This is a genomic window from Gloeocapsopsis sp. IPPAS B-1203, assembly GCF_002749975.1.
Taxonomy (GTDB): domain Bacteria; phylum Cyanobacteriota; class Cyanobacteriia; order Cyanobacteriales; family Chroococcidiopsidaceae; genus Gloeocapsopsis.
Genome location: NZ_PEIG01000005.1, coordinates 362113 through 384082 on the forward strand (window position 1 = coordinate 362113; position 21970 = coordinate 384082).

The following is a 21970-nucleotide window of genomic DNA, read 5'->3' on the forward strand; positions in this document are numbered from 1 at the left end:
GTAGTTATCGTACGGATTGCAATAAGGCAATGCTAGTAAGCCCTCAAAGTAGCCTAAGATAAGCCACAAGCAACTATGTAAGTGTTCTTATCTTATGAATAAAGTTTTTGCGTTTGTACGCGATCGCCTTACCCTAGTTCAAGAATTCAAGAGATGCAGACAGTATGACAAAGCACGGTTCAGACAATCGCAAAGCCAATATTTTTAGAGTTATTTCTACTAAAGGGTGTGCGCCACATTCTTTAAGTGCAGGAGCGAGTGCACTATTATTTGTGGCTACAGGTGCAATTTTTTTAGCTGACACAGCGATTACGCAAAGCTTAGCGCCAAAGGCGATCGCATCTTCTAAAAAGCTTGCTCAATTTGTTGTTCCGACAACAAACGAGCCGATTTCTACACCAACACCTAGCCCGACTCCAAGTCCATCTCCAACACCATCTCCAACACCAACCCCTATTACAAGCCCATCACCATCACCTTTACCAACACTATCTCCAACACAAACTACTCCGACAACGCCAAGTACGAATCAAGTTCCAGCAACGACAACAGTTATTTACGTTAATCCTCAAACTGGAACCGACAGTGCTGGTGCTGGAAGCACCGCAGCAGCCCCTTATAGAACAATTACTTACGCACTCAGCCAAGCCCAACCTGGTACAGCGATTCAATTAGCACCTGGTAACTATAGCAGCGAGACAGGAGAAGTTTTTCCACTCACAATTAGACAGGGTGTGACTCTACGCGGCGATGATGCCAGTAAGGGGCAATCCATTGTCATTACAGGCGGTGGAGAATACGTGAGTCCCACGTTTGCACGGCAAAATGTCACAGTACGCGCCGAGAACAATAGTGCAGTTAGTGGAGTTACGATTACCAATCCCAATACACGAGGAACCGCACTGTGGATTGAATCTGCAAATCCTACCGTAACGAACAATACTTTTATTGAGAGTAACCGCGACGGTGTTTTTGTAACGGGTTCAGCCAATCCCAAGATTGAAGCTAATGTCTTTAGTAAAAATGGCGGTAATGGTATTTCAATAGCGCGTTCTGCTCAAGGCGAAATTCGCAACAATACATTCCAAGATACAGGTTTTGGGTTAGCGATCGGTGGTGCTTCCTCACCATTAGTTGCAGACAACCAAATCAAGGAAAACCAAGACGGTATTTATATATCTGAGTCGGCTCGTCCTATTCTACGTAGCAATGTAATTGAGAACAACAAACGCGACGGTATCGTAGCTACTATAAATGCCCAGCCGGATCTCGGTACTGCCGAAAGCGCAGGTAATAACATCATCCGTAACAACGAGCGCTACGATGTTTACAACGCAACTCGTGGCAATGCGTTGCTTGCTGTTGGCAATACGCTTGACGCTAAGCGTACCTCAGGAAAAGTTAGTCTTGTTGCGCCACAATTTGCCTTTAGTGATGTTCAGGGATTATGGGCACAACCTTATATTGCAGCCTTAGCATCGCGAGAGATCATTGCTGGTTTTCCTGATGGCACTTTTAAGCCCAATGAACCAGTAACGCGGGCACAATTTGCAGCGATTGTGAGTAAAGCGTTTGCTCCGACACCTCAACGTCAAGCGCAGGAATTTAATGATGTTAACCGTAGTTTTTGGGGATATCAAGCTATTCAAACTGCTTACCGAGGTGGCTTTGTTGCTGGTTATCCAGGCGGTGCATTTCAACCACAGCAACAGATTCCTCGGGTTCAAGCACTAGTTTCTTTAGCCAATGGCTTGAACTTACGTGCTGATAATCCGAACGTACTTACTGCTTATGCAGATGCTTCCCAAATTCCGAGTTATGCTACCGATGCTGTTGCTGCAGCAACTCAAAGGCAATTAGTTGTGAACTACCCGTCACCAAATCAACTAAATCCCAATCGCCCTGCTACCCGTGCTGAAGTTGCAGCATTTGTTTACCAAGCACTTGTGAATTCTGGACGCGCCCAGGAAATTGCATCGCCTTATTTAGTAAGAGTTCCTTAGAGCTAATTTAAAAGCGCCAGAACCGAAAAATAACGAATCTGGCGCTGTAAAGATTGGTTTTTAAGAGATTTAGGGTCTTTATATAGTAAGTGACCCTACTTATTTATTTGCTTTTATATTCAGGGTCTTTAAATTAGCTGACCCCGTTTGAACCTATATATATGATGTCAGAACTTCTATGAATATCTTGCGTTTCCTAATAATTTTTTTATTTTTTATACCAGTGTATGTTTTTCATTAAATATATTTGAAGTTTCGTTAAAGCTTGGGTTGTCTCATTGCTATTAACAATTATACGTGTATCAGCTTTTGCGAGAATCACGATCCCATCTAAACAGGAATATCATCAATGCAACAACTCCAACTTGGAGTGCAAAATTAGGTAAAGCCGTCTCAACATCACGTCCAGCCGCTAGTTGAGTGAGAAAAATTAATGCTCCAATCAATCCAGAAGCACCAAAGCTAAAATAAACAAATTTACGTAAACCCCGATAAGGAGCAGCAGCTTCCGCTTTTAAACGGGCATATTGTTCAGGAGTAAAACGTTTACTGTTGCGGTTTTTTGAATTTGGTTTTGCCATGAGAACTAAAATACTGGTAAAATAATATGCTGCCATGCCGATGTAGCTCAGTGGTAGAGCAATCGATTCGTAATCGATCGGTCGCGAGTTCAAATCTCGCCATCGGCTCTTGTCAATCATAACCATTAACTGCATAATTTCTTGATACAGCAATGCTTAGAGGTTTCATCGCTGCAAATACTTTGTAAGTATTAATACTCAATATGAATTCATAAAGATTTTTTTGACTATGAAATGACTATGATACATATTCAGTTTCACGAAATGTAGAGTAGTAATTGAGCGATCGCGAGTTCAAATCTCGCCATTGGCTAAAGTAACTTGAAGTTATTCTTCAAAACTAGGTGTTGGTTTAGATTCAACCTTTAAGCCAGGTAGCCCCTCAAGTTTTTCTATAGGAGAGAGTGGGGCAGCTTCTTGAGGAACAAAAATTGTTAATCCTCCTGGCACACACTCAACATCAATTGGAGTCTCACCAACAAGTTCGCCGTCTAACACAACTCTTTGTGGGGGATTAGTGCGCACAATAACTCGTTTAGCTCGGAGATAACCAATGTCCTCGCGTTGTGCAGCGTTTTCATTTAAAGCAGTTTGCAGTAAGTGGTAAGAAGCAGCGATCGCGCCTGCACGCGACACAGGAGCGATAATGGTCACATCAAGCAACCCATCGTCAAACACGACTCCTGCAGGTCCTTGTGCCAAAATTGAAGTTGGAGGAGCTGCATTAGCAACAGTCACTGCAGCCGCAGTTACGGTAATAATCTTATCTTCGGTTTCAATCTCGGCTTCAAAACTTTCCATCTCGCGCAATTCTTGTAATCCTGCCATAACATAAGCCATAATGCCAAAGCGGTTTTTGGCTTCACGATCTGCACGCTTGACAGTTTCAGCTTCAAAACCAATTCCTGCTAACAAAACCATAGGTAGATTGTTGCACCGCGCTGCATCGACAACACGCGTTGCACCACCTAAAATTGTTTGACAAGCTGCTTCGATTGTGTCGGGTAGCTCCAAAGCAGCAGCAAAGGCATTTGCTGTACCGCGAGAAATAATACCAAGTGGAACGTCTTTACCTACTAATGCCGCAGCCGCTGTAGATAGTGTACCATCGCCACCAGAAGCAATAATTTTTGTTGCGCCTTGTGCGATCGCCTCTTGCGCTATCTCATCAGCTCCCTTATCCTCGGTGGTAAACCGAATATCAAGATTAATCTCTGGTTCTAAAATTCCACGAATCTGGGCTAAATCTTGCTCAGGGTTGCTTTGACCGGCAACAGGATTAAAGATCAAACAAGCATCAGTTCGGCTCATACCAATCTAGTTTTCAATCACGATAGTTAGACTTTCTAGAGCGTCACATTGTCTGAAGAGACAGCGATCGCCATTTTTTCCAAAGCGCAACAACATTACCAAACTCAAAGACAGTCTACAATTTAGAAAGCTTAAGCTTTATATCTTAGCAAGAACATAACACTTGCTATTGCAAAACTGACACTACCTAAAGTTACAAAAATCTTGAGATGCCAGACCCGATGATGTACCAGCAAGACACTTTTGTGGTGCTGGAACCCGATCAACCCGAACAGTTTTTAACGACAGCAGAACTATTTGCCAAGCTGCAAGAAGTTCTCAACCAACATCAGGAAGATTTACCACGAGAGTTACAGCGATTCACATCGATTCAAGCACAAGCTCAATACTTAATGGATACCAGCTGTGAATTTGATGTTGGTCCTGGAAAATATTTACAGTGGTATGCTGTCCGCCTAGAGAAGTAAAAGGCAGTTAACTAGCTTTTACTTCTGAATCTTCTTTCAAAGTTGGACTACTTACTTGCCCAGTGGCAATTAAAGCTAGCTCTATTTTTTCAGCTTCTGGTTGGACAATCTCTACACGAATTCCAGGACCAAAAAAGCTTTCCATTTTTTGCTGTTTATCTCGCCAAACTTGCAAAGAAATAAATGGAGAGTCAAATTCTAGAATCAAAGCATAAGCGCCTTGGATTTCGGTTTCGCGTAAACCTGTGATAATTGGTCTTTCTTCATCTGTGGGACTCAAGCGTAGAAACGAAAGTGTTGTATCTAAATGTGCTTCTTGACCGTAACGATAGCGAGTGACATCTTGACGAATTTGATTTTGTGTTGCTGTTGCTTGTGTTTGGCGAAGTGTCAGTAACTCTGGTGTTGTTGGTTGGCTGAATGGGACTGGTACAAGTTCCGCTGCTTTCAGCGCTAACCCTCCCAGTAATAAAGGTATGCCGTAAAAAAAGCCCACTAAGTTTAGTGTGGGGTTGCCATTGAAGTAGGCAGCAAACCCAACTACAGTTAATATTCCACCAAGAACTAACCCTAGTGTTCCCAAAGATGTTTGACGTAACATAATATTCAGCCGCTAATCGCAATAACTCCAAGCTTTTATTATCATCTGGTTTTGATGCATAGGTACTCAGCATAGGTCGGTGTATTGTAATTTGCTTCCACAATTTCAAATCCTGCTCTTGTTAGCATCCCTTCAATAATCCATCCATATGTGCTGTGTTCTTCACGCACATGCATTTCAAAATCTCTAATTGTCCATCCTTCACCTTCAGGCTTGGCGACTTGTCTAATCCATTGATTAATTGATGCTTCATAGTCTGCGGGTGGAAATGAGAAAATTGCATCTCGCAAGTAGAAGATACCTTTCAACTTCAGCATGGCAGCTATTCTCAGAAAAGCCGTCATTTTCCAGAAATCAGGCAAGATATGAAGTGCATTTTTGGTGACAACAAAGTCTGCTAACTTGTCTTGATGTTCGTAACTCAAGAATCCTGCTTGATGAAACTTGATATTGGTCGCGCCTGCTATTTCTGCTTTGCGTTGAGCGTAAGTGAGCATCGCTTGTGAGATATCGACAGCGTGGACAAATGCCCCAGTCAGGGCAGCTTGAATAGCAAAATTCCCTGTACCTGCTCCCACATCAATCACAGTATGTTTTGCTGTAATTCCTAACTGAGTGACTAAAGCTTGCTCTTTTTCTGGTGAACTAGATATTTGATTGCGATCGTATTCAACTTGTGCTGCATCCTCAAAGTCAACCCCAGCCATTTTAAACTCATCATAATACCAAGCAAAAGTCATCGTTTTGCACAATAGTAAAGAACATCTAAATTAAAAATATGAATTTGCTTTTCGTACTGCAAGCCAGCTTTTTGGATCACCCTTCTTGATGCCAAATTATCGGGTAATGCCATAGCAATGAGTTTATCTAGATGAGCTACATTAAATCCATATGAAACTGCTGCTTGAGCTGCTTGCGTTGCAATTCCTCGCCCCCAATACGCTTTAGCAAGTCCGTAGAGTACCTCAGTTTCATTAATTTCATCTAAATACCGCAGACCACAATAGCCAATCATTTGAGATGAGTTCTCTACAATTGCCCAAACTCCATACCCGCGTTCTTGCCAATGTTTGATGAAAGATTGTAGCGATTTTTCGGCATTTTCTCTAGAAATTGGCACACCTCGACTGGGAAGGAAGCGAGTCACTTCCGGATCAGCCCAAATTGCAGCAAGCGCATCTAAGTCAGAAAGTTGCAGCGATCGCATCGCAAAACCGTCAAGCTGTAGAACTGTTTGCTCAGCAGAATTTGCCATTATGAATTACGAACTACGAATTACTATTACACCTTGCAATTACAGCACTTCATAACTATGGTTTACAAAATGCTCAGCTAACACACTTAGGTGGAGCGAGTAAGAAGATGAGACTTTCTCGTAATGCTAAGATCTCCTCTGTTAAGTTAACAAAATATTTGTTGGTCTGGCGTGAGGTAGATGATAAGTCAAAGTTTTTGGCACAAGCGGGTTATAGTCAAGAAAATTGGCAACAGTTGGAAGCAGGCCTGAGAAATCAAATTTTACCGCTTGAGGCGGTACCCAGTTGTGAACCAAACCGATTTGGTGACGTTTATGAAATTCGAGGCATTTTAAGCGGAGTGAATGGGATTCATCTGGCAGCAGTCACGATTTGGATGATGGAGCACGAAACGCAACAAACAAAGTTTATTACGCTGTATCCAGACAAAGGGTTAAATAATGGCATTTGAGTTGTTCACGCGAGTGGCACTGCGGGACGATTTTCCAAACCATAAACTGCGCCGAGGAGATGTAGCAATGATTGTAGAGCATCACCCTGTAACGAATGGAGAGGATGGCTATAGCTTAGAGGTATTTAATGCAGTAGGAGAGACAGTGGCAGTTTTCGTGGTATCTGAGTCACAAATTGAGCCGTTGATGAGAAATGAAGTGTTGCATATCCGAGTGTTGGATGCGGCAGTTTAACATTATCAGTCAAGTTAGATGTTGTGTAAGGCAACTTATCACTGTCTCAACACCCCCAATGACTTGACCATGAAATGAAGCCCCACAGACGACTCTAGCTACCTAACAGCAAGTTCGACAGCTGCATTTCAGTCATTGGAATAGTTTTAGTATTACCTAGTTGTGCAAAATACTAAATCTTAGTGCGGTCAGTCAAAATTTCATATCCGTTTTCAGTCACAAGCACTGTATGCTCAAATTGAGCAGCTAGAGACTTATCTATTGTGACTACAGTCCAACGATCTGATAAAGTACGGGTGTGATTAGAACCAGCAGTAACAATGGGTTCAATTGTCAACGTCATTCCTGCTCGGAGTTTCACATTTGGCATTTCACGAGTACGAAAGTTGAACACTGAAGGTTCTTCGTGCATATGACGACCAATGCCGTGTCCAGTGTAGTTCTCAAGAATACTGAAACCCTGTCTTTCTACACAGTCTTGAACAGCACCCGCAATATCGATTAAATAATTCCCAGCCTTTACTTGCTCAATTCCTTTGTAAAGTGCTTCCTGTGCAACCTGAATTAACTTTTTTGCTTGTGGAGACACCTTACCTATGGCAATGGTGATACAAGAATCACCATGAAATTTCTGATAGCAAGCTGCGGTATCAACCTTCAAAACATCTCCTGCTCGAATCACACGCTGATCGCTAGGAATACCATGCACAGCCTCGTGATTGATAGAAGCGCAAATGGAGCCAGGAAAACCATGATATCCTTTAAAACTTGATGTTGCGCCCATTTCCTGGATGCGCTTCTCTGCATAAGCATCTAAGTCAGCGGTTGTCATTCCAGGTTTCACGATTTGGGAAATTTCTTGTAGCACAGTGGCTACAATCGAACCAGCGCGACGCATAATTTCAATTTCTCGCTGGGACTTAACGCTAATACCATGACTTTTGCGTTGAGCAACAGGCTGAATAAAGAGGTTCTTCAAAATATTCATAGTGGATGCGTTAAACTTTACTCATGCTATTGTATGCTACGGTAGCATGAATTAGCCAAAGGTAAGTTAAGAAAATCTACTGTATGGTGGTATAATAAAAACTTACATAACAAATGAATTTAGTGTTGGAATGGGTGGCAAAACTTTATTGTCTGGTGTAACAACATACATTTCACCTGAATTGAAAGTAGAGTTAGAAGCATGGGCACAAGAGGAAGAACGCTCCGTTTCTTGGCTTCTAGCTAAACTGATCGAAAATAAACTTCAGGAAAGACGACAAAAATCATCACCAGCCAAGAACGCAATCAACTAAAGTTAGCTACGCTAAATACGCTAATTTACAAATTTTATGTTGTAGGCAATGAAGCGATCGCTCATCTTCAACTCTAACTATGGTTTCTATTCTTCTTGACTACAATATAGGCAGAGTCAAAAATTACACATAGCAACATGAACCCCGAAACACTACGCGAACGAGTAGCTCAGGTCATTAGTAAACGAGAAACTCTCTTACTGTTGTTAGAACAACCCAATTTAGGGATTTTAAGAACAGATGTTAATCAAGCCTTGGAAGAAATGGATGACTTGATTGATGAATATCGCCGGACTTTTCCGAATGAGGCACAATCTTTTTAACTGAAATTCAGTTTTTGATACTAAAAAGCGCCAAGACAGTTTTATGCACTGTAATCTTTTGGCGCTGAACTAATTCGTGTTATTCTTTCTCACTGCTCGTTGTTAACTCAACTTATGTAATACTACGGCTTCCTAACTCTCGCACTAAGGCAATTAAGTCTGGAGTAGATGTGTCTTTACGACAAAAGGCATCCATGTTGTTGAGTTGATTATTTTCTCGCAACTTTGGTTCCTCTAGGGATGAGTAGGCGATAATTTGCGTCCCTGGAGCAATATCTTTAATTTGGTTAGAAGCACTCAATCCATCCATAACTGGCATTTGCAAGTCAAGAATGATCACATCGGGATGATGGCGTTGTACCATTTCTACTGCTTCTAAACCATTGCTAGCTAAACCTACTAACTCTATATTCTCTTGATTAGCTAACGCTAATTTGAGACTAAAACGAGTTAGTTCGTGATCGTCAGCTACTAAAACGCGTAAGGTACCAGACTGGCAGGACAAAGGTATCATCCAATAAAATAAATAACGACTTATTAAATATTGAGTTCAGTGTATGGCATGGCAGGAGTCAATTTACTCTATCTGCTGGGTGAAACACTTTCATGAGTTATTACAAATATCACTGTTACTAATTAGTAAAAGTTATCAATGTAAATTATTATAAAGAGCTACTTAATGATTGGCTGGCGTGTATGCATGTAAATTAGGTATTGAACGCTTTACTCAGCGATCGCAAAACAGTAGGGGTATTCCGAAACCAGCACTCTAAAAAGAACACAACTAAGCTTCATTTTTTTAGAAGGCGGCACCCAGATTCGAACTGGGGGATAAAGGTTTTGCAGACCTCTGCCTTACCACTTGGCTATGCCGCCATGATTATCTACTGACAACGCAACAAGTTAACTTGTGTGACTCAGGGTACTTGCATTTACTTGCTTTTCTTAATTAAGTTGGACGCACCTGAGAATTTTCACTAAACTAATATAGCACTAATAGAAACAGATAGATTAGTTGATAGGGCTTTAGTGTTACCTTGTCGTCTTGGTTGGGATCGCCTCCAGCTCATCGTGATTGAAATCACACATAATGCGGTTAAGGATCGCATATTACCGTTACTTTTCTCGATAGTATGAAAAAGTCTAAATAAGACAGAGCTTGTGCTTGTGTACGTTTCCAGCTTTGCGTCTCAAAAATACTGGAATCTACAGTTTTGTGTATTGAAAGTTGTGCTTTTACTTGCTTTGTTATTTGACTTGTACTCAAGATGAGATATTGTGCTGCTAGAGAATAGCATTTTTGGACAAAAACTGGTGTCTGCAAAAATGAACCAATCTCCTTTATCGATTGCTCAAATTTCAGATATTCATCTATTTAAGGATGAGAAGCAAGACCTATTGGGGCTAAACACAACACAATCGTTTCAAACAGTTATCGAAAGGTTACTGTATTTGCGCGATCGCTTAGACTTGTTGTTGCTTACAGGAGACTTATCACAAGATGGGACACCGGAATCGTATCAGCGTTTGCAACACTTGTTGCTGCCACTAGCGATGCCTACCTACTGGATTCCAGGGAATCATGACTATTTCCCGACAATGCAACAGATTTTGAATCATGCCTCTATTTTTGCAGAGAAAGAATTTATTCAAGGCGGCTGGAACTTTGTTCTCATCAATTCTGCTGTACCTGGGCATGCTCATGGTCAACTTTCACAAACAACACTAGCTTGGTTAGACTGGCGACTTGCAAGCATTACTCAACCTGCTTTAGTTGCACTGCACCATCCGCCTTTTCTCGTCAATTCTCAGTGGCTAGATACTAGTACACTAGAAAACTCAGAGGAGTTTTTTGCAGTTTTAGATCGCCATCCACAAGTCAAGTTAGTCTTGTTTGGTCACATTCACCAAGAATTTCATTGCCAGAGAAATGGCGTGCATTATCTAGGGAGTCCCTCAACCTCAGTTCAATTTGAGCCAAATAGTCCGCACTTTTCCATAAAACAAGAAAATCCAGGATTTCGACTAATTAAGCTGTATCCTGATGGTAGTTGGCTAACTCAAATTGAGCGCGTAGCTTATAGTGAATATGTTTTAGATTTAGCAGCAACTGGGTATTAGGCAAACAATTCAGAATGCAGAAACTAAGAGAGACTAGCAGTGATAAGTTATGAGTTAAGAAAATTCTTCTAACTCAAAAGAATTGCCTCCAGCACCTTTGTTCGCTTTCCAACCCTAATCACTCTTTCACTCGCCACTAATTTCTCTTCACTCGTTTATTTTACACTTTGACTTCATCAGCAAAGTTGTTCCAACGAACAAAGTAAAATGGTCCAGCAACAGAACCCCAAACGTGCTCATCAGTGTCAGGATCTCGCCCTCGATCGAGGCTGATAAACCGTTCTTGATCAATTTCAAATTCGCTATCTAGATAAGTTTTCTTATCTTTACGTACTACAATACACCCCTTTCCTGGCTCAACACTGCCTTTAAAGCTGTTTCCTGTCCATTCGACAAGCATATTACAGCCTAGTAATTTTTCTAAATGCTCTGATGCGATCGCCTGCAGGCGTTGGGGTTCGCGAGATGCACCGTAAAATTGTTGTTCGTCTTTAACGAGATAATTCTCAATCATAATGCGCTCGCCTGCGTTGACCAACTTCAGTACTCGCACCCGATAAGGATTATTCAGCATATAATCGTATGCTTGTTCCACATAAAAGCTTACTCCGGAGAGGGTTTCTAGAGGGAGAGGACGCATACAAACGCGAATGTGTGCAAAAAAAGGAGGATTTTCAAAAGCTTGTTCTTGATTGCTGAAATCTGCTGCCATCCACCGCGCTAAAGTAGCGATATCTGTAGAATGAGTCATTTGATCGGTCTTGGATAACGATAACGTTGTTTGTAATACTCTTTTGAGTATTTTAAAACTCAAAGCTACCTATTTTTGTGGAGAAATTTTACTAAGTGACTCGTCAAGGAGTTAGTTGCTAGTGATTATTAGAAGAGTAAATTTTTAGATGAAGTGACTTGCTATTGCCATTGAGATATGCATGATTATGATATTTTGCTTCACAAGATGATTCAACAACGAGAGAAAGTTGTCGTTACTACTGCGATCGCGTTATGGCTATGTTGTAGTTCCATTGCATTAGCACAGCGCCAGGAATCGTCATCTAATGCTTCGCCAAATCCGTTAGAAATAACGACACCAGATCCACTGCTACCTAGACTAAATCAACCGTTGAGTCCTCAAGAACGTCAAAGTTTAGCAGCAGCTTTGGATCAACTCAACGTTCAAGCGCAAGCACAACTAGCAGCAGGAAATAGTATTGGTGCGTTTGAAATTTGGAACCGAGAACTAAGACTCAGGCGGGCTTTGGGTGCTTTAGCTGAAGTGCAAGCTTTGGGAAGAGTCGGGGCGATCGCATGGAGTGAGAATGAAACCACTCAAGTTCAGATTATTACCCGTAGACTCCAAGCAATTCAACAACAAGCACAATCGCAACCCACAGTAGATTTAACATTACTGCGATCGCTTGGTTATGCTTATCGACAAGTGCGATCGCCACAACAAGCAATAGAAGTCTATAATCAGATTCTTGCACTAGAGCGACAAGCGCAGAATACTGTTGCAGCAGACAATACTTTAAGAACAATTGCTGAATTACATCTTAGTTGGTTTGATTATTCACAAGCTGCTAAAAGTTATGAAGAGTTACGTAATTTAGCCAATACTCGCGGCGATGCCTTCGGCGGTTCGCGAAGCGACCATCGCGTCAGTGAAGTGACTTATTTGCAACAGCTAGCTTATATTTACGACCGTGCTAGACAATATCAACAAGCAATCACAGTTAAACAGCGCCTTGCAGATCTGTATCTCAATGAGGCTCAATTCACTCAAGTCCCAGCCTTGCGGCTAGCGATCGCATCTGACTATCAAGCGTTAGGTCAAATTCAGCAAGCATTTGAAAATTATCAAGAGGCTTATGCTTCTGCTTGGTCTTTGCAGCAGTATGCGCGTGCTGGAGATGCTTTACGGAGATTAATTGTACTTTATCGCAGCCAAGGTCAAGTTGCGGAAGCTTTACAAACAAGTCAAATTCTTTTGGAAGCAGACAACAAAGCTGCTAATTTTTACGGTTTGATGAACACTTACGACCAAATTGGACAAATTCATTTACAAAATGGCGATGAGAATGCAGCTCTTACTGCTTTTGAACAAGGACTTGCGATCGCCCAACAGTTACAATATCAACAACCTTACTTTACTCAACAGATTCAGCAGATTCAGCAGCAATTAGCGCAATAAAACTTAAAGCCATAGTACGGTGTCCAATAGTTAATTGAACAAATTAGCGCCATATAACTTAGCTCCTCTAAAGTCAGCTCCTGCTATAGTTGCACCGTCCATTTCCACTGTATACAATCTTGCATCTTGAAGATTAGCACCCGTCAAGTCAACTTCATTCATAGTTGCACCAGTCGCAAAAGCTTTGAAGAGATTAGCTTCTTGTAAATTCGCGCCTGTTAAATCTGCGCCTTCTAAGTTAGCATCAATCAGACTTGCTCCCTCTAAGTTGGCATTTCTTAAGTCAGCACCAATTAAGTGAGCGCCATTTAAATTTGCACCTGATAGATCGCATCCCATGCACTCCCTCGTTTCAATGAGTTGGCGTACGTGGGCTGGGTTTTCTGCTCTTACCGGAGCTGCTATGAATACAGTGCTCAGTAAAGCTGTAGTAGCAAAAATCTCCAGTTTCATTATCGTCTACCTCAAAAACAGGTTAAAAATCTTGTTGTTATAGATAGCATCCCTCAAATAAAACGCTTTGCCCTCCTACGTGTGGACGACGTAGAAGAAGGAGATTTTTAGAAGTCATGCTTAATTATTCGGACTAAGTTACCTACTACGGGTATATTTTTTTATAGTTTGGCAATCTCTCAAAAGTATGAATTAGCGAGCAAAAGCTCAATTATGGCAGGAAGGCGGCGTAAGATTATTTGTACAGTTAGCCTGCTGTTTATTTAGCATCTCAATAGACCTCATGCATAAATCACAGATGTCCTTCGACTGAAGTCGAGGCTAGTAAACGAAGTTTCAAGAGTTTTGAGTTTTGAAACTAAGCTAAAACTTCTTCAATTTATAATTCAGAACTTTGTGCAGCGGTAATGAGCGCCCACTCAAGAGTAAGCATTTTGAGGGAGTAATGCCTGCCTTACCCGTAGTTCACGGAGGTGAACTTTCTTTTGTTTAGCTGCGAATTTATGCACCAAGCATTCTTCATGGATAAAGTCAGGGAGTTAATGCGAATAATGCACTTTTTTGCACTTTATTGTTCAAAACAAGTTGATTAATGATTCCTAATATTACCTAGAGAGACTTGACATAGAGAAATCAATTACACAAAGATAACCAGAGATAGTGAATAATCACTAAGGAGCATCTTGCCCTAAGTATTACTTGTTTTACACTATTCCTATTTACTGTGATCAAGGCTTAATTAGCTACCAAGGAGTTAAATCTATGTGGTGTAGATGGAGCACAACGATCGCAGCTGTCACCTTCGGGGTAACAGCTGGCTTAGTTAGTTACGAAATGACTTCTGTTGCTCAGCAACGGTATTACTATACTCCAGGAGAATTTCGAGTTACGTTGCGAGGATTAGGATATGACATTCCAGAAGAGGGACCTTTAACTGATGAAGCTACTCGTAATGCAATTCGAGACTTTCAGCAAAGATATGGCTTACAAGCTGATGGTGTAGCAGGTCCACAGACACAGAGTACAGCGGCTGAGCTGATGAGAAATCTGCATGGAAGTTTAAACTTAGTTGTCAATCCTGTTCCTCCACTACCGCGAAACCAATTCTATACAACACTCACCGAATCAGCAGTCGAACAGTTCCAAGAGCAGGCTAACTTGGAAACAACTGGAACTGCCAATCTAGAAACTCGCATCAGACTCGACCAAGAAGCAAGAAGGATTCTCAGCGGCGAAGAACCAACACCAACAGCTACGCCATCCCCAACCCCATCCCCAACGGCATCTCCGTCTCCAACCCCAACACCAACAACTACCCCATCTCCAACACCGACACCAACGGAATCCCCAACACCATTCCCAACACCAACACCATCGCCAACCCCAACAGCTACCCCATCTCCAGTACCAACGGAATCTCCCTCACCTATACCGACAATTTCGCCCTCACCATCGCCAACTCCAACAGCTACACCATCTCCAAGCCCAACACTTTAAGCAAAGCTATATTTGAATCACTGGTTTACACTTACTCTGCTGGATCGGGTAATGGTCTTCCTTGAGGACTTGGTAAACTAGGACGGCGATCGCCATAGGGCATAGGGATGTACTGTACGCTAGGACGTCCGCCCTGTGGTTGGGGATACAATTCCATTAAGTTATAAATTGAACGGGGCAAACCTACTGTAATGGGTAGCCCCATTTCTGTTGCTTCTTCGACTGTTACAGGATAATCGTGGGTAACTCGCCCAGTGGTTAATGCGTCAATAATTTTTTCAACGTTTTCGGGTGCAATTTTTTGTTTTGGGATGTCGTCTTTTAATAATGTGCGGACAAAGCGCTGGACTTGCGCGATCGCTTTGCGCGATAAATCTGCCATGATTAGCGTTTGATCGTCTATATCACCAATTGGTTTATCTTCTACTACCTTAATAATGCTTGCTGCTGGAAAGTTACCCAACTGCGGATCGACAGGTCCCAAAACCGCATTGGCATCCATGATAATTTCATCAGATGCTAGCGCTAACATCGTACCGCCACTCATGGCATAGTGGGGAATGAAGACAGTTACTTTGGCAGGGTGCCGAATCAACGCTCTAGCTATTTGCTCAGTTGCTAAAACTAATCCACCAGGAGTGTGTAAAATCAAATCGATTGGGACATTCGGTGGAGTCAGACGAATTGCTCGTAGTACTTGTTCTGAATCTTCAATACTGATGTAACGCGAGATCGGAATTCCCAGTAAGCTCAGCGATTCTTGCCGATGAATGAGTAAGATAATTCTACTATTACGCCCACGCTCAAATTCTTGTAATGCGCGGATGCGACGGGCTTCCATTTGACGGCGTTGCCATACAGGTTGCAACGAAGAAAGAAAAAGGAAAACCCAGAACAAGTCAAAGAAACTAAAGTTCATAGAAGTATTAGCTAATGAAATACAATCCTCTGTACTTGTTTCAATTTACTAGAAACAGAACAGTTTCAAATGAAGAGAAACTGAAGTCTATCCACAGAGTTAGAAACGTCGTATAAGGCAATACAAACAATGAGCTTGTTGGGCTTCAAACCCATTCGCAAAGCTCTTGGGTTGAGTAAGCGTGATAAAATCTGCTACACCATTCAGCAGACGCCCTACGACTGAAGTCAGGGCTATCCAGGTAAAGTGTACCTTCGTACACTAAAATAAGATTTTTGAGTAAGGCATGCCTTACCGGTAGTTTATGGTGTGCGAATTCATTCGCAATTCTCTTCACGCAGGAGGTTTAATAATTTTTTAGGTAGACCAGACAAAGAGCAAACTCATACTAGAGCAGTTTTTGAATTTTCTTACACGAGATCTCGAAAAGCATCCTCAGCTCTTACAAGCGATTAGCTCTGATTTAGCAAGCCGCATTCAATCCTTGGTTGCTGAAGTTGAGTTCGATCTAGATGCACCATCTGACGAGGATGAATAAGTGTGTCTGTAAATCAGCCGTTAGCGATTAATGGGTGAAATAACAGCATGAAAGTATTGGTTACGGGAAGCGAGGGAATGATTGGAGCAGTCGTCATGCAAGTTTTACAGGATGACGGGAATAAAGTCGTTGGGTTTGACATCGTAAACAGCCAAGACATTCTCAAACCGGATCAACTTCAAATTGCTATTCAAGGATGCGACGCAGTTGTTCATTTAGCAGCATCGCTTGGTTTTGCAGAAGATACGGCGAATGACATTATGACTGTCAATCTTCTCGGCACATGGCATGTTCTCACAGCGGCGGCAAAAGCAAAAGTCAAACGTGTGGTGTTTTTCAGCAGCGTTGATGCGTTGGGCGTATTCAAAGGTGAAAGAAAGCCCGATTATTTGCCACTGGACGATAATCATTTGTGCTATCCAGCAACTCCTTACGCAATCTCTAAACGACTTAGTGAAGAAATGTGTCGGTTTTGGAGGGACAGCACTGGCATTCCAACTATTTGTCTCAGACCGCCTGGCGTTTTTGACGCAGCAACTTATGATTTCATTATTTCCAACCGGAACGCCAATCCTGATTTCGAGTGGAATCCGTTTTGGGAATATGGCGCATTTCTTGATGTGCGTGATGCAGCAGAAGCGGCAAAGTGCGCATTATCTTGTTCTTTTTCCGGTCATGTTACTTTGTTACTGTGTGCAGACGACATTTCTTCAGCCTCTCGCACCAGTCGTGAAATGGCTCAATCACTTCATCCTGATGTTGAATGGCGCGGCGGAAAGGAATACGATCAACAACCTTACAAGGCTTTGATAAATACTCATCGTGCCAAAGAAGTTTTAAATTGGATACCGCGCTACAAGTGGCGACCGTAAGACACTAACACCAGCCTAACAACGTGCTTTGTTCTTTAAGCATCTTTTGGGCAATCTCAGAAATCAAGATCGCCCAGTTTCTTTATTATGGAACTGATATTAATTTAGCTACGCGCAATACCTTCTTGACGGGCGGCGCGTTGTACGGCATTAGCTACTGCTGTTGCAACTCGTCGGTCAAACACCGAAGGAATAATATGTTCGCGGTGAAGTTCTGCGGGTGATACAAGTTCTGCGATCGCATACGCTGCTTCTAAGTACATTGTGGTTGTAATTGTTGCTGCTCGACAATCTAACGCACCACGAAATACACCAGGAAAAGCGAGAACATTATTAATTTGATTGGGGTAGTCACTTCGTCCTGTTGCCATTACAGCGACATCATTTGTCACTAATTCTGGTTGAATTTCAGGAATAGGATTTGCCATTGCAAACACAATCGGATCGTGTGCCATTGAACGTACCATTTCTGGTGTGACGACACCTGGGGCACTGACACCGATGAAAACATCTGCATCTTTGAGTGCATCAGCCAATGAACCACTTTGTTCTACAGCAAATTCGCGCTTTTGTTCAGTCAGATCAGCGCGTTGTAGAGAAAGAACACCTTTAGAGTCACACATCAAGATGGTTTCTGCTCCAGCTTTACGCAATAATCGCGCGATCGCAACTCCCGCCGCCCCTGCACCGTTAATCACGATGCGGATTTTATTCATTGATTTGTCTATTAACTTCAGCGAATTTACCAACGCCGCTAAAGTGACAATTGCGGTTCCATGCTGGTCATCATGAAATATGGGAATATCTAATTCTTGGCGCAGTCTACTTTCAATTTCAAAACAACGCGGTGCGGCAATATCTTCTAAATTAACTCCCCCAAATACAGGCGCAATCTGTTTAACTGTTTCTACAATCGTATCGGTGTCTTGACTTGTCAAACAAATCGGAAACGCATCTAGTCCGGCAAATTCTTTAAACAGCATTGCTTTACCTTCCATCACTGGTAAAGCTGCGGCTGGACCTAGATTTCCTAGCCCTAAAACCGCGCTACCGTCTGTAACAATGGCTACAGTATTTTGCTTAATTGTTAATTGATAAACTTGTTCAGGATCTTGGGCGATCGCAGTACAAATACGTCCTACTCCTGGCGTGTATGCCATTGCCAAGTCGGACACACTTTTTAAAGCAATTTTGCTTGTAATACTAATTTTACCACCACGATGCAAGTTGAATGTGCGATCGTAAACATCCATTACCTTGATATCTGGTAAGACTTTCACGGCTTGGACGATTGTTTCGGCGTGTTCGGTACTTGCCGCATCAACAGTGATATCGCGGATAGAAATGTGACGAGTTTGTTCAATTAAATCAATTTGACCGAGATTACCACCACAGTTAGCGATCGCGTGTGTCACACTCGCCAACATACCCACACGATTGGGAATTTGCAACCGCAGCGTCAAACTAAAGCTCGAATTTGGAGTTAGGTTTACCATGTGCCCTGTACGCGATCTGTGTAAATCAACTGGTATAGCCCAGTTCACCTTAAGTTGCCATATCTTAGCAATCTAAATAGTATGATTTAATTCAACTCTGTGGAAAATGATTTGGTAAGCTTGGCGAATGAATTCGCAGCTCAACAAACAAAGTCCACGGAGGTGGACTTAGTGGTAAAAGCCTTGTTTTAGTGTACGAAGGTACACTTCGCTTGTGTAGCCCCGACTTCAGTCGGAGAGCTTAGTTGAATTTTTGTTTAAATTTAGACCATTTCTGCTAGTTGATTATTTAAGGCTGTGAGATCGATTTCGTAACATTCAAACAGATTAGTTAGAGTAGTCTTATCTGTTTCAGTCAAATGGACTAAAGTCCAGCATTTAAGTTACAAGTTTGGCTAACTATAATCTCTAGTATTAAAAACGCAATCATGAGAGTAGCGTGCACTGCGTTTGGCATAAAGAAGCTAAACATTTTATTGTTGAATATTAATATAAGCTACCCAATTAGATTTCTTATTAGAGAATAGGTTTAAAGAGCATAAAATAATAAGATTTTTCTTTGCACGACTATAGGCTCAGTAAACGCGTTAGAGCTGACTATTAAGTTCTTGTAGTGTAGTTGCTGAAGTGATTACCGCAGATCAACTTAGCCTGGAGCCGGACAAATAGCAAGATCCTCTTTTGGGACTTAGCGGACATCAGGGTGTGTCACTTGTACCCAGTAGACAAATGGAAAGGAGGATGCGCATGAATATTCAGAGCAATCAAGCCGCCCTCGATGAGCTTCGTAAGAATTTTGAGGGGGAGATAGTTGTTCCTAATGACCCTACCTACGATGAGGCTCGGACGATCTTCAACGCAATGATTGATAAGCGTCCCAACGTGATTGCACAATGCGCCACTGTAGATGATGTTGTGCATGCAGTGCAGTTTGGACGTAACCTCGGTCTTGAAATTGCAGTCCGCTGTGGCGGGCACGGTGTTGCTGGCAAAGCGCTCATAGACAACGGTCTGGTGATCGACCTACGACGGATGAATGGTGTATCTGTAGATCCAGATGCCCGCACGGTTGCGGTTGCTGGAGGTGCTACTATGAGCCATCTTGATCGTGCTACACAACCGTACGGTCTCGCTACTACTGGAGGTCGAGTATCGACTACTGGGATTGGTGGATACACCTTAGGAGGTGGTGACGGCTGGCTTGCTCGTAAAATGGGTCTTGCCTGCGATAATCTCCTATCTGTGGAGCTAGTAACGGCTGAAGGTGGTGTGGTCTATGCCAGCGAGGAAAAGAACCCTGAGCTGTTTTGGGCACTGCATGGTGGGGGCGGTAACTTTGGGGTAGTCACCTCATTTACCTTTCGCTTGCATGAACTGCCACTGGTGACAGCAGCACTGCTACTGTGGCGTTCCGAGGCAGGATCTGACGTTCTGCGTGCTTACCGTGAGTTTATGACATCAGCACCGAATGAGGTTGGTGGTGGTGCGCTGTACGTGACTGGACCAACTGAGGATTTTGTACCCAAGCATCTCGTTGGCAGGCTAATGTTTGTGATACTCATAGTTTACGCCGGAGTAGAAACTGAGGCACGCGAAATTACTGCGCCGCTGTTTGCTCTGGGACATGAGGGAGAATTCATTGGAGAGATGCCGTATGCCGAACTGCAGTGCATGCTAGATGACCCACCAGGCTACCGGAACTACTGGTCAGCTGAGTATTTAGACGCTTTTCCAGATGACGCTGTTGATCGCTTCTGCGATCGAGCAAATGACATGATTGTGCCTTCTCCATCCCAGCAAGTCCTTATTCCGCAGGGTGGTATGATTGCACGTGGACTGTCTGACTATCCGATTCCGTGGCGGCAGGCTCCTTGGTGCGTTCATCCTTTTGGCCTCTGGGAAAACCCTGCTGATGACGAACGCGGTAGGCAATGGGTTCATGATATCCGCGCTGATTTCAACCCGTGGGCGAGTGGCGCTGTGTACCTCAATTTCATTGGGGACGAGGGTAGAGACCGCGTCGTAGCGGGCTTTGGACTGGAGAACTATCAGAAACTTGCCAAAGTAAAAGCTCAGTACGATCCTGACAATATCTTCCACTTGAATCACAATATTAAACCCATGTAGTTGAGTCAGCTGAGATAGGAGATGTCAGCCAGTTTTGAGCAAACTTTTTCTTACTCAACTTTGTCTCGCTTTTGTCGTGTAATAATGGTGCTGGCGATTTTGAATGTTTTGTTTAAGCTAAGGTCAAACTTACCAAATTCAAATCTATTCAGCACCTAAGAACTAAAATAAAGCTTGGCGATCGCCTCTTTTTTAGTAAGTGGCATAACTTAAGTTACTTTCTTCACCGCTTACTAGGAACAACATACCGCATTCCACCCTTACTGTTAACTGTATCTCCTTTATAGCGGGGAATGATATGAATACTGGTATGCATCATATTTTGCCCTGCTTCTCGATTAATATTGATGCCTACATTAAAACCGTCAGGAGTAAATTCTTTGCTAAGTATTTCTTGCACTTTATTTACCATTAGCCAGCAAGCTGCTTGTTCTTTAAATGGTAGCTGAAAGTAGTTACTGACATGGCGTTTGGGAATAACTAAAGCATGACCTTTGCTTGCAGGATAGCCGTCGAATATAGCATAAGCTGTTGCGGATTCAGTAAGCAAGCTAAGCTTTCTGGGTGGATTGCAAAATAAGCAATTGCTAGCTGTTTTTCTTTGATCGTTATAATGCGAGTATTCGTATATTTCACAATAATCATCTAGATTAACTGATTGGAAGGGAAGTTTGACAATGCATTGATATGTTTGTTGCTTATGAACATAATGTTCTCGAAAGCCTTCCTTTTTTAGATCTCTTCTAACAGAATAATAAGCTTTTCCCCCTGGTTTTAATAAGTGGGAAACTTCCATAAGAATGTTTGCTTGTTCTTCAGGAAACAAAACATTTAAGACATAAAAACAAAGGATTGTATCAAATTTGTTTTGAGGGTAATGTGGAAAATAATAAGGATCGTAGCCTGTAATATCAAAACTCTTTTGTCGCAATAGCTTAACATCATTACCAAAACCACAACCAAAATCTAAAATTTTACCTTTGAGTAAATTATTGTTTAATAAAAACTTAGCAGGAAATGATAGATGAGTTCTTTCTATGGCTGTAAGATGGCTAAATTTGTTTTGTTGCTTCATGAAATTAGAGACGGGCAGGCAGGATGCTTACCCCAGATTACATTTAGTATTTAATTTTGCTTATTAGTGAAGTATCAAATTAATAGTAATTTCCTGAAACGACTGAAACCAACCGCAAAATTACTGACTATAGACTACGCACAATCTCAGTA

General features: G+C 42.2%; 23 protein-coding genes, 2 tRNA genes and 1 pseudogene. 13 read left to right on the forward strand and 13 right to left on the reverse strand.

From position 1 onward, the window contains the following. Positions 1-164 precede the first annotated feature (164 nt). Positions 165-2003, forward strand: coding sequence for a DUF1565 domain-containing protein (locus tag CSQ79_RS11505; RefSeq protein ID WP_099701303.1), 1839 nt, complete (start codon positions 165-167; stop codon positions 2001-2003). 302 nt (positions 2004-2305) lie between these two features. On the opposite strand, the gene CSQ79_RS11510 is transcribed toward CSQ79_RS11505, so the two are convergent. Further along, complete coding sequence (locus tag CSQ79_RS11510; protein WP_099701304.1) at positions 2306-2620, reverse strand: DUF3493 domain-containing protein; 315 nt, start codon at positions 2618-2620, stop codon at positions 2306-2308. Between CSQ79_RS11510 and CSQ79_RS11515 the strand changes: the two genes are divergently transcribed. After that, positions 2621-2692, forward strand: a tRNA-Thr gene (locus CSQ79_RS11515). A 219-nt stretch (positions 2693-2911) separates the two neighbouring features. Here CSQ79_RS11515 and CSQ79_RS11520 read toward each other — a convergent pair. Next, a complete protein-coding gene (locus CSQ79_RS11520) occupies positions 2912-3895 on the reverse strand; it encodes a YegS/Rv2252/BmrU family lipid kinase (protein ID WP_099701305.1) in 984 nt (327 codons plus the stop codon). A gap of 209 nt (positions 3896-4104) precedes the next feature. On the opposite strand from CSQ79_RS11520, the gene CSQ79_RS11525 reads away from it, so the two are divergent. Continuing rightward, positions 4105-4362, forward strand: coding sequence for a CRR7 family NDH-1 assembly protein (locus CSQ79_RS11525; protein ID WP_099701306.1), 258 nt, complete (start codon positions 4105-4107; stop codon positions 4360-4362). A 7-nt stretch (positions 4363-4369) separates the two neighbouring features. Here the strand turns inward: CSQ79_RS11525 and CSQ79_RS11530 are convergent, their stop codons facing one another. The 3 genes from CSQ79_RS11530 to CSQ79_RS11540 are packed head-to-tail and all read right to left on the reverse strand — an operon-like array spanning position 4370 to position 6218. Then, positions 4370-4963 (reverse strand): DUF2854 domain-containing protein, encoded by a 594-nt coding sequence (locus CSQ79_RS11530; protein ID WP_099701307.1) that lies wholly within the window; start codon positions 4961-4963, stop codon positions 4370-4372. Positions 4964-5004: 41 nt separating this feature from the next. Further along, positions 5005-5703 (reverse strand): class I SAM-dependent methyltransferase, encoded by a 699-nt coding sequence (locus CSQ79_RS11535; RefSeq protein WP_099701308.1) that lies wholly within the window; start codon positions 5701-5703, stop codon positions 5005-5007. Then, the gene (locus tag CSQ79_RS11540; protein WP_289501052.1) at positions 5700-6218 is read right to left on the reverse strand and encodes a GNAT family N-acetyltransferase; all 519 of its coding nucleotides are present in this window, start codon (positions 6216-6218) and stop codon (positions 5700-5702) included. The genes CSQ79_RS11535 and CSQ79_RS11540 overlap by 4 nt, the downstream gene beginning before the upstream one ends. Before the next feature lie 107 nt (positions 6219-6325). On the opposite strand from CSQ79_RS11540, the gene CSQ79_RS11545 reads away from it, so the two are divergent. Then, positions 6326-6670 carry a DUF6883 domain-containing protein gene (locus CSQ79_RS11545; RefSeq protein ID WP_099701310.1) on the forward strand — a complete coding sequence of 115 codons (345 nt, stop codon included), beginning with the start codon at positions 6326-6328 and terminating at the stop codon, positions 6668-6670. Next, complete coding sequence (locus CSQ79_RS11550; RefSeq protein WP_099701311.1) at positions 6660-6905, forward strand: DUF4926 domain-containing protein; 246 nt, start codon at positions 6660-6662, stop codon at positions 6903-6905. The genes CSQ79_RS11545 and CSQ79_RS11550 overlap by 11 nt, the downstream gene beginning before the upstream one ends. Positions 6906-7077: 172 nt before the next feature. On the opposite strand, the gene map is transcribed toward CSQ79_RS11550, so the two are convergent. After that, the gene (gene map / locus CSQ79_RS11555; protein ID WP_099701312.1) at positions 7078-7893 is read right to left on the reverse strand and encodes a type I methionyl aminopeptidase; all 816 of its coding nucleotides are present in this window, start codon (positions 7891-7893) and stop codon (positions 7078-7080) included. A gap of 130 nt (positions 7894-8023) precedes the next feature. On the opposite strand from map, the gene CSQ79_RS11560 reads away from it, so the two are divergent. Both CSQ79_RS11560 and CSQ79_RS11565 read left to right on the forward strand, forming a co-directional pair. Continuing rightward, positions 8024-8206, forward strand: a complete 183-nt coding sequence (locus CSQ79_RS11560; protein WP_099701313.1) for a ribbon-helix-helix domain-containing protein — start codon at positions 8024-8026, stop codon at positions 8204-8206. A gap of 137 nt (positions 8207-8343) precedes the next feature. Next, the gene (locus tag CSQ79_RS11565) at positions 8344-8529 is read left to right on the forward strand and encodes a hypothetical protein (RefSeq protein ID WP_099701314.1); all 186 of its coding nucleotides are present in this window, start codon (positions 8344-8346) and stop codon (positions 8527-8529) included. A gap of 112 nt (positions 8530-8641) precedes the next feature. On the opposite strand, the gene CSQ79_RS11570 is transcribed toward CSQ79_RS11565, so the two are convergent. Together CSQ79_RS11570 and CSQ79_RS11575 are read right to left on the reverse strand one after the other, a co-directional pair. After that, complete coding sequence (locus CSQ79_RS11570; RefSeq protein WP_099701315.1) at positions 8642-9043, reverse strand: response regulator; 402 nt, start codon at positions 9041-9043, stop codon at positions 8642-8644. 290 nt (positions 9044-9333) lie between these two features. Then, a tRNA-Cys gene (locus CSQ79_RS11575) sits at positions 9334-9405 on the reverse strand. A 450-nt stretch (positions 9406-9855) separates the two neighbouring features. Here CSQ79_RS11575 and cpdA point away from each other — a divergent pair. Beyond that, the gene (gene cpdA, locus CSQ79_RS11580; RefSeq protein ID WP_099701372.1) at positions 9856-10650 is read left to right on the forward strand and encodes a 3',5'-cyclic-AMP phosphodiesterase; all 795 of its coding nucleotides are present in this window, start codon (positions 9856-9858) and stop codon (positions 10648-10650) included. A gap of 160 nt (positions 10651-10810) precedes the next feature. On the opposite strand, the gene CSQ79_RS11585 is transcribed toward cpdA, so the two are convergent. After that, on the reverse strand, positions 10811-11401 hold the full coding sequence (locus tag CSQ79_RS11585; protein ID WP_099701316.1) for a chromophore lyase CpcT/CpeT: 591 nt from the start codon (positions 11399-11401) through the stop codon (positions 10811-10813). A gap of 207 nt (positions 11402-11608) precedes the next feature. On the opposite strand from CSQ79_RS11585, the gene CSQ79_RS11590 reads away from it, so the two are divergent. Next, the gene (locus CSQ79_RS11590; protein WP_099701373.1) at positions 11609-12841 is read left to right on the forward strand and encodes a tetratricopeptide repeat protein; all 1233 of its coding nucleotides are present in this window, start codon (positions 11609-11611) and stop codon (positions 12839-12841) included. Positions 12842-12871: 30 nt separating this feature from the next. Here the strand turns inward: CSQ79_RS11590 and CSQ79_RS11595 are convergent, their stop codons facing one another. Further along, positions 12872-13294, reverse strand: coding sequence for a pentapeptide repeat-containing protein (locus tag CSQ79_RS11595; protein WP_099701317.1), 423 nt, complete (start codon positions 13292-13294; stop codon positions 12872-12874). A gap of 762 nt (positions 13295-14056) precedes the next feature. Here CSQ79_RS11595 and CSQ79_RS11600 point away from each other — a divergent pair. Further along, positions 14057-14791 carry a peptidoglycan-binding domain-containing protein gene (locus tag CSQ79_RS11600; protein WP_099701374.1) on the forward strand — a complete coding sequence of 245 codons (735 nt, stop codon included), beginning with the start codon at positions 14057-14059 and terminating at the stop codon, positions 14789-14791. A gap of 31 nt (positions 14792-14822) precedes the next feature. Here CSQ79_RS11600 and CSQ79_RS11605 read toward each other — a convergent pair whose 3' ends face one another. Then, positions 14823-15710: an SDH family Clp fold serine proteinase gene (locus CSQ79_RS11605; protein ID WP_099701318.1), complete on the reverse strand. Its 888-nt coding sequence runs from the start codon at positions 15708-15710 to the stop codon at positions 14823-14825. Between the two features lie 379 nt (positions 15711-16089). On the opposite strand from CSQ79_RS11605, the pseudogene CSQ79_RS11610 reads away from it, so the two are divergent. Next, a pseudogene (locus CSQ79_RS11610) lies at positions 16090-16248 on the forward strand (type II toxin-antitoxin system PrlF family antitoxin); the annotation flags it as partial. A 47-nt stretch (positions 16249-16295) separates the two neighbouring features. After that, positions 16296-17120 (forward strand): NAD-dependent epimerase/dehydratase family protein, encoded by an 825-nt coding sequence (locus CSQ79_RS11615; protein WP_099701320.1) that lies wholly within the window; start codon positions 16296-16298, stop codon positions 17118-17120. 104 nt (positions 17121-17224) lie between these two features. Here the strand turns inward: CSQ79_RS11615 and CSQ79_RS11620 are convergent, their stop codons facing one another. Next, positions 17225-18616: a malic enzyme-like NAD(P)-binding protein gene (locus CSQ79_RS11620; RefSeq protein ID WP_099701321.1), complete on the reverse strand. Its 1392-nt coding sequence runs from the start codon at positions 18614-18616 to the stop codon at positions 17225-17227. Between the two features lie 747 nt (positions 18617-19363). Here CSQ79_RS11620 and CSQ79_RS11625 point away from each other — a divergent pair. After that, positions 19364-20743, forward strand: a complete 1380-nt coding sequence (locus CSQ79_RS11625; RefSeq protein ID WP_099701322.1) for an FAD-binding oxidoreductase — start codon at positions 19364-19366, stop codon at positions 20741-20743. Positions 20744-20966: 223 nt separating this feature from the next. On the opposite strand, the gene CSQ79_RS11630 is transcribed toward CSQ79_RS11625, so the two are convergent. Then, positions 20967-21818, reverse strand: coding sequence for an HIT family protein (locus tag CSQ79_RS11630; protein ID WP_099701323.1), 852 nt, complete (start codon positions 21816-21818; stop codon positions 20967-20969). Positions 21819-21970: the final 152 nt, after the last annotated feature.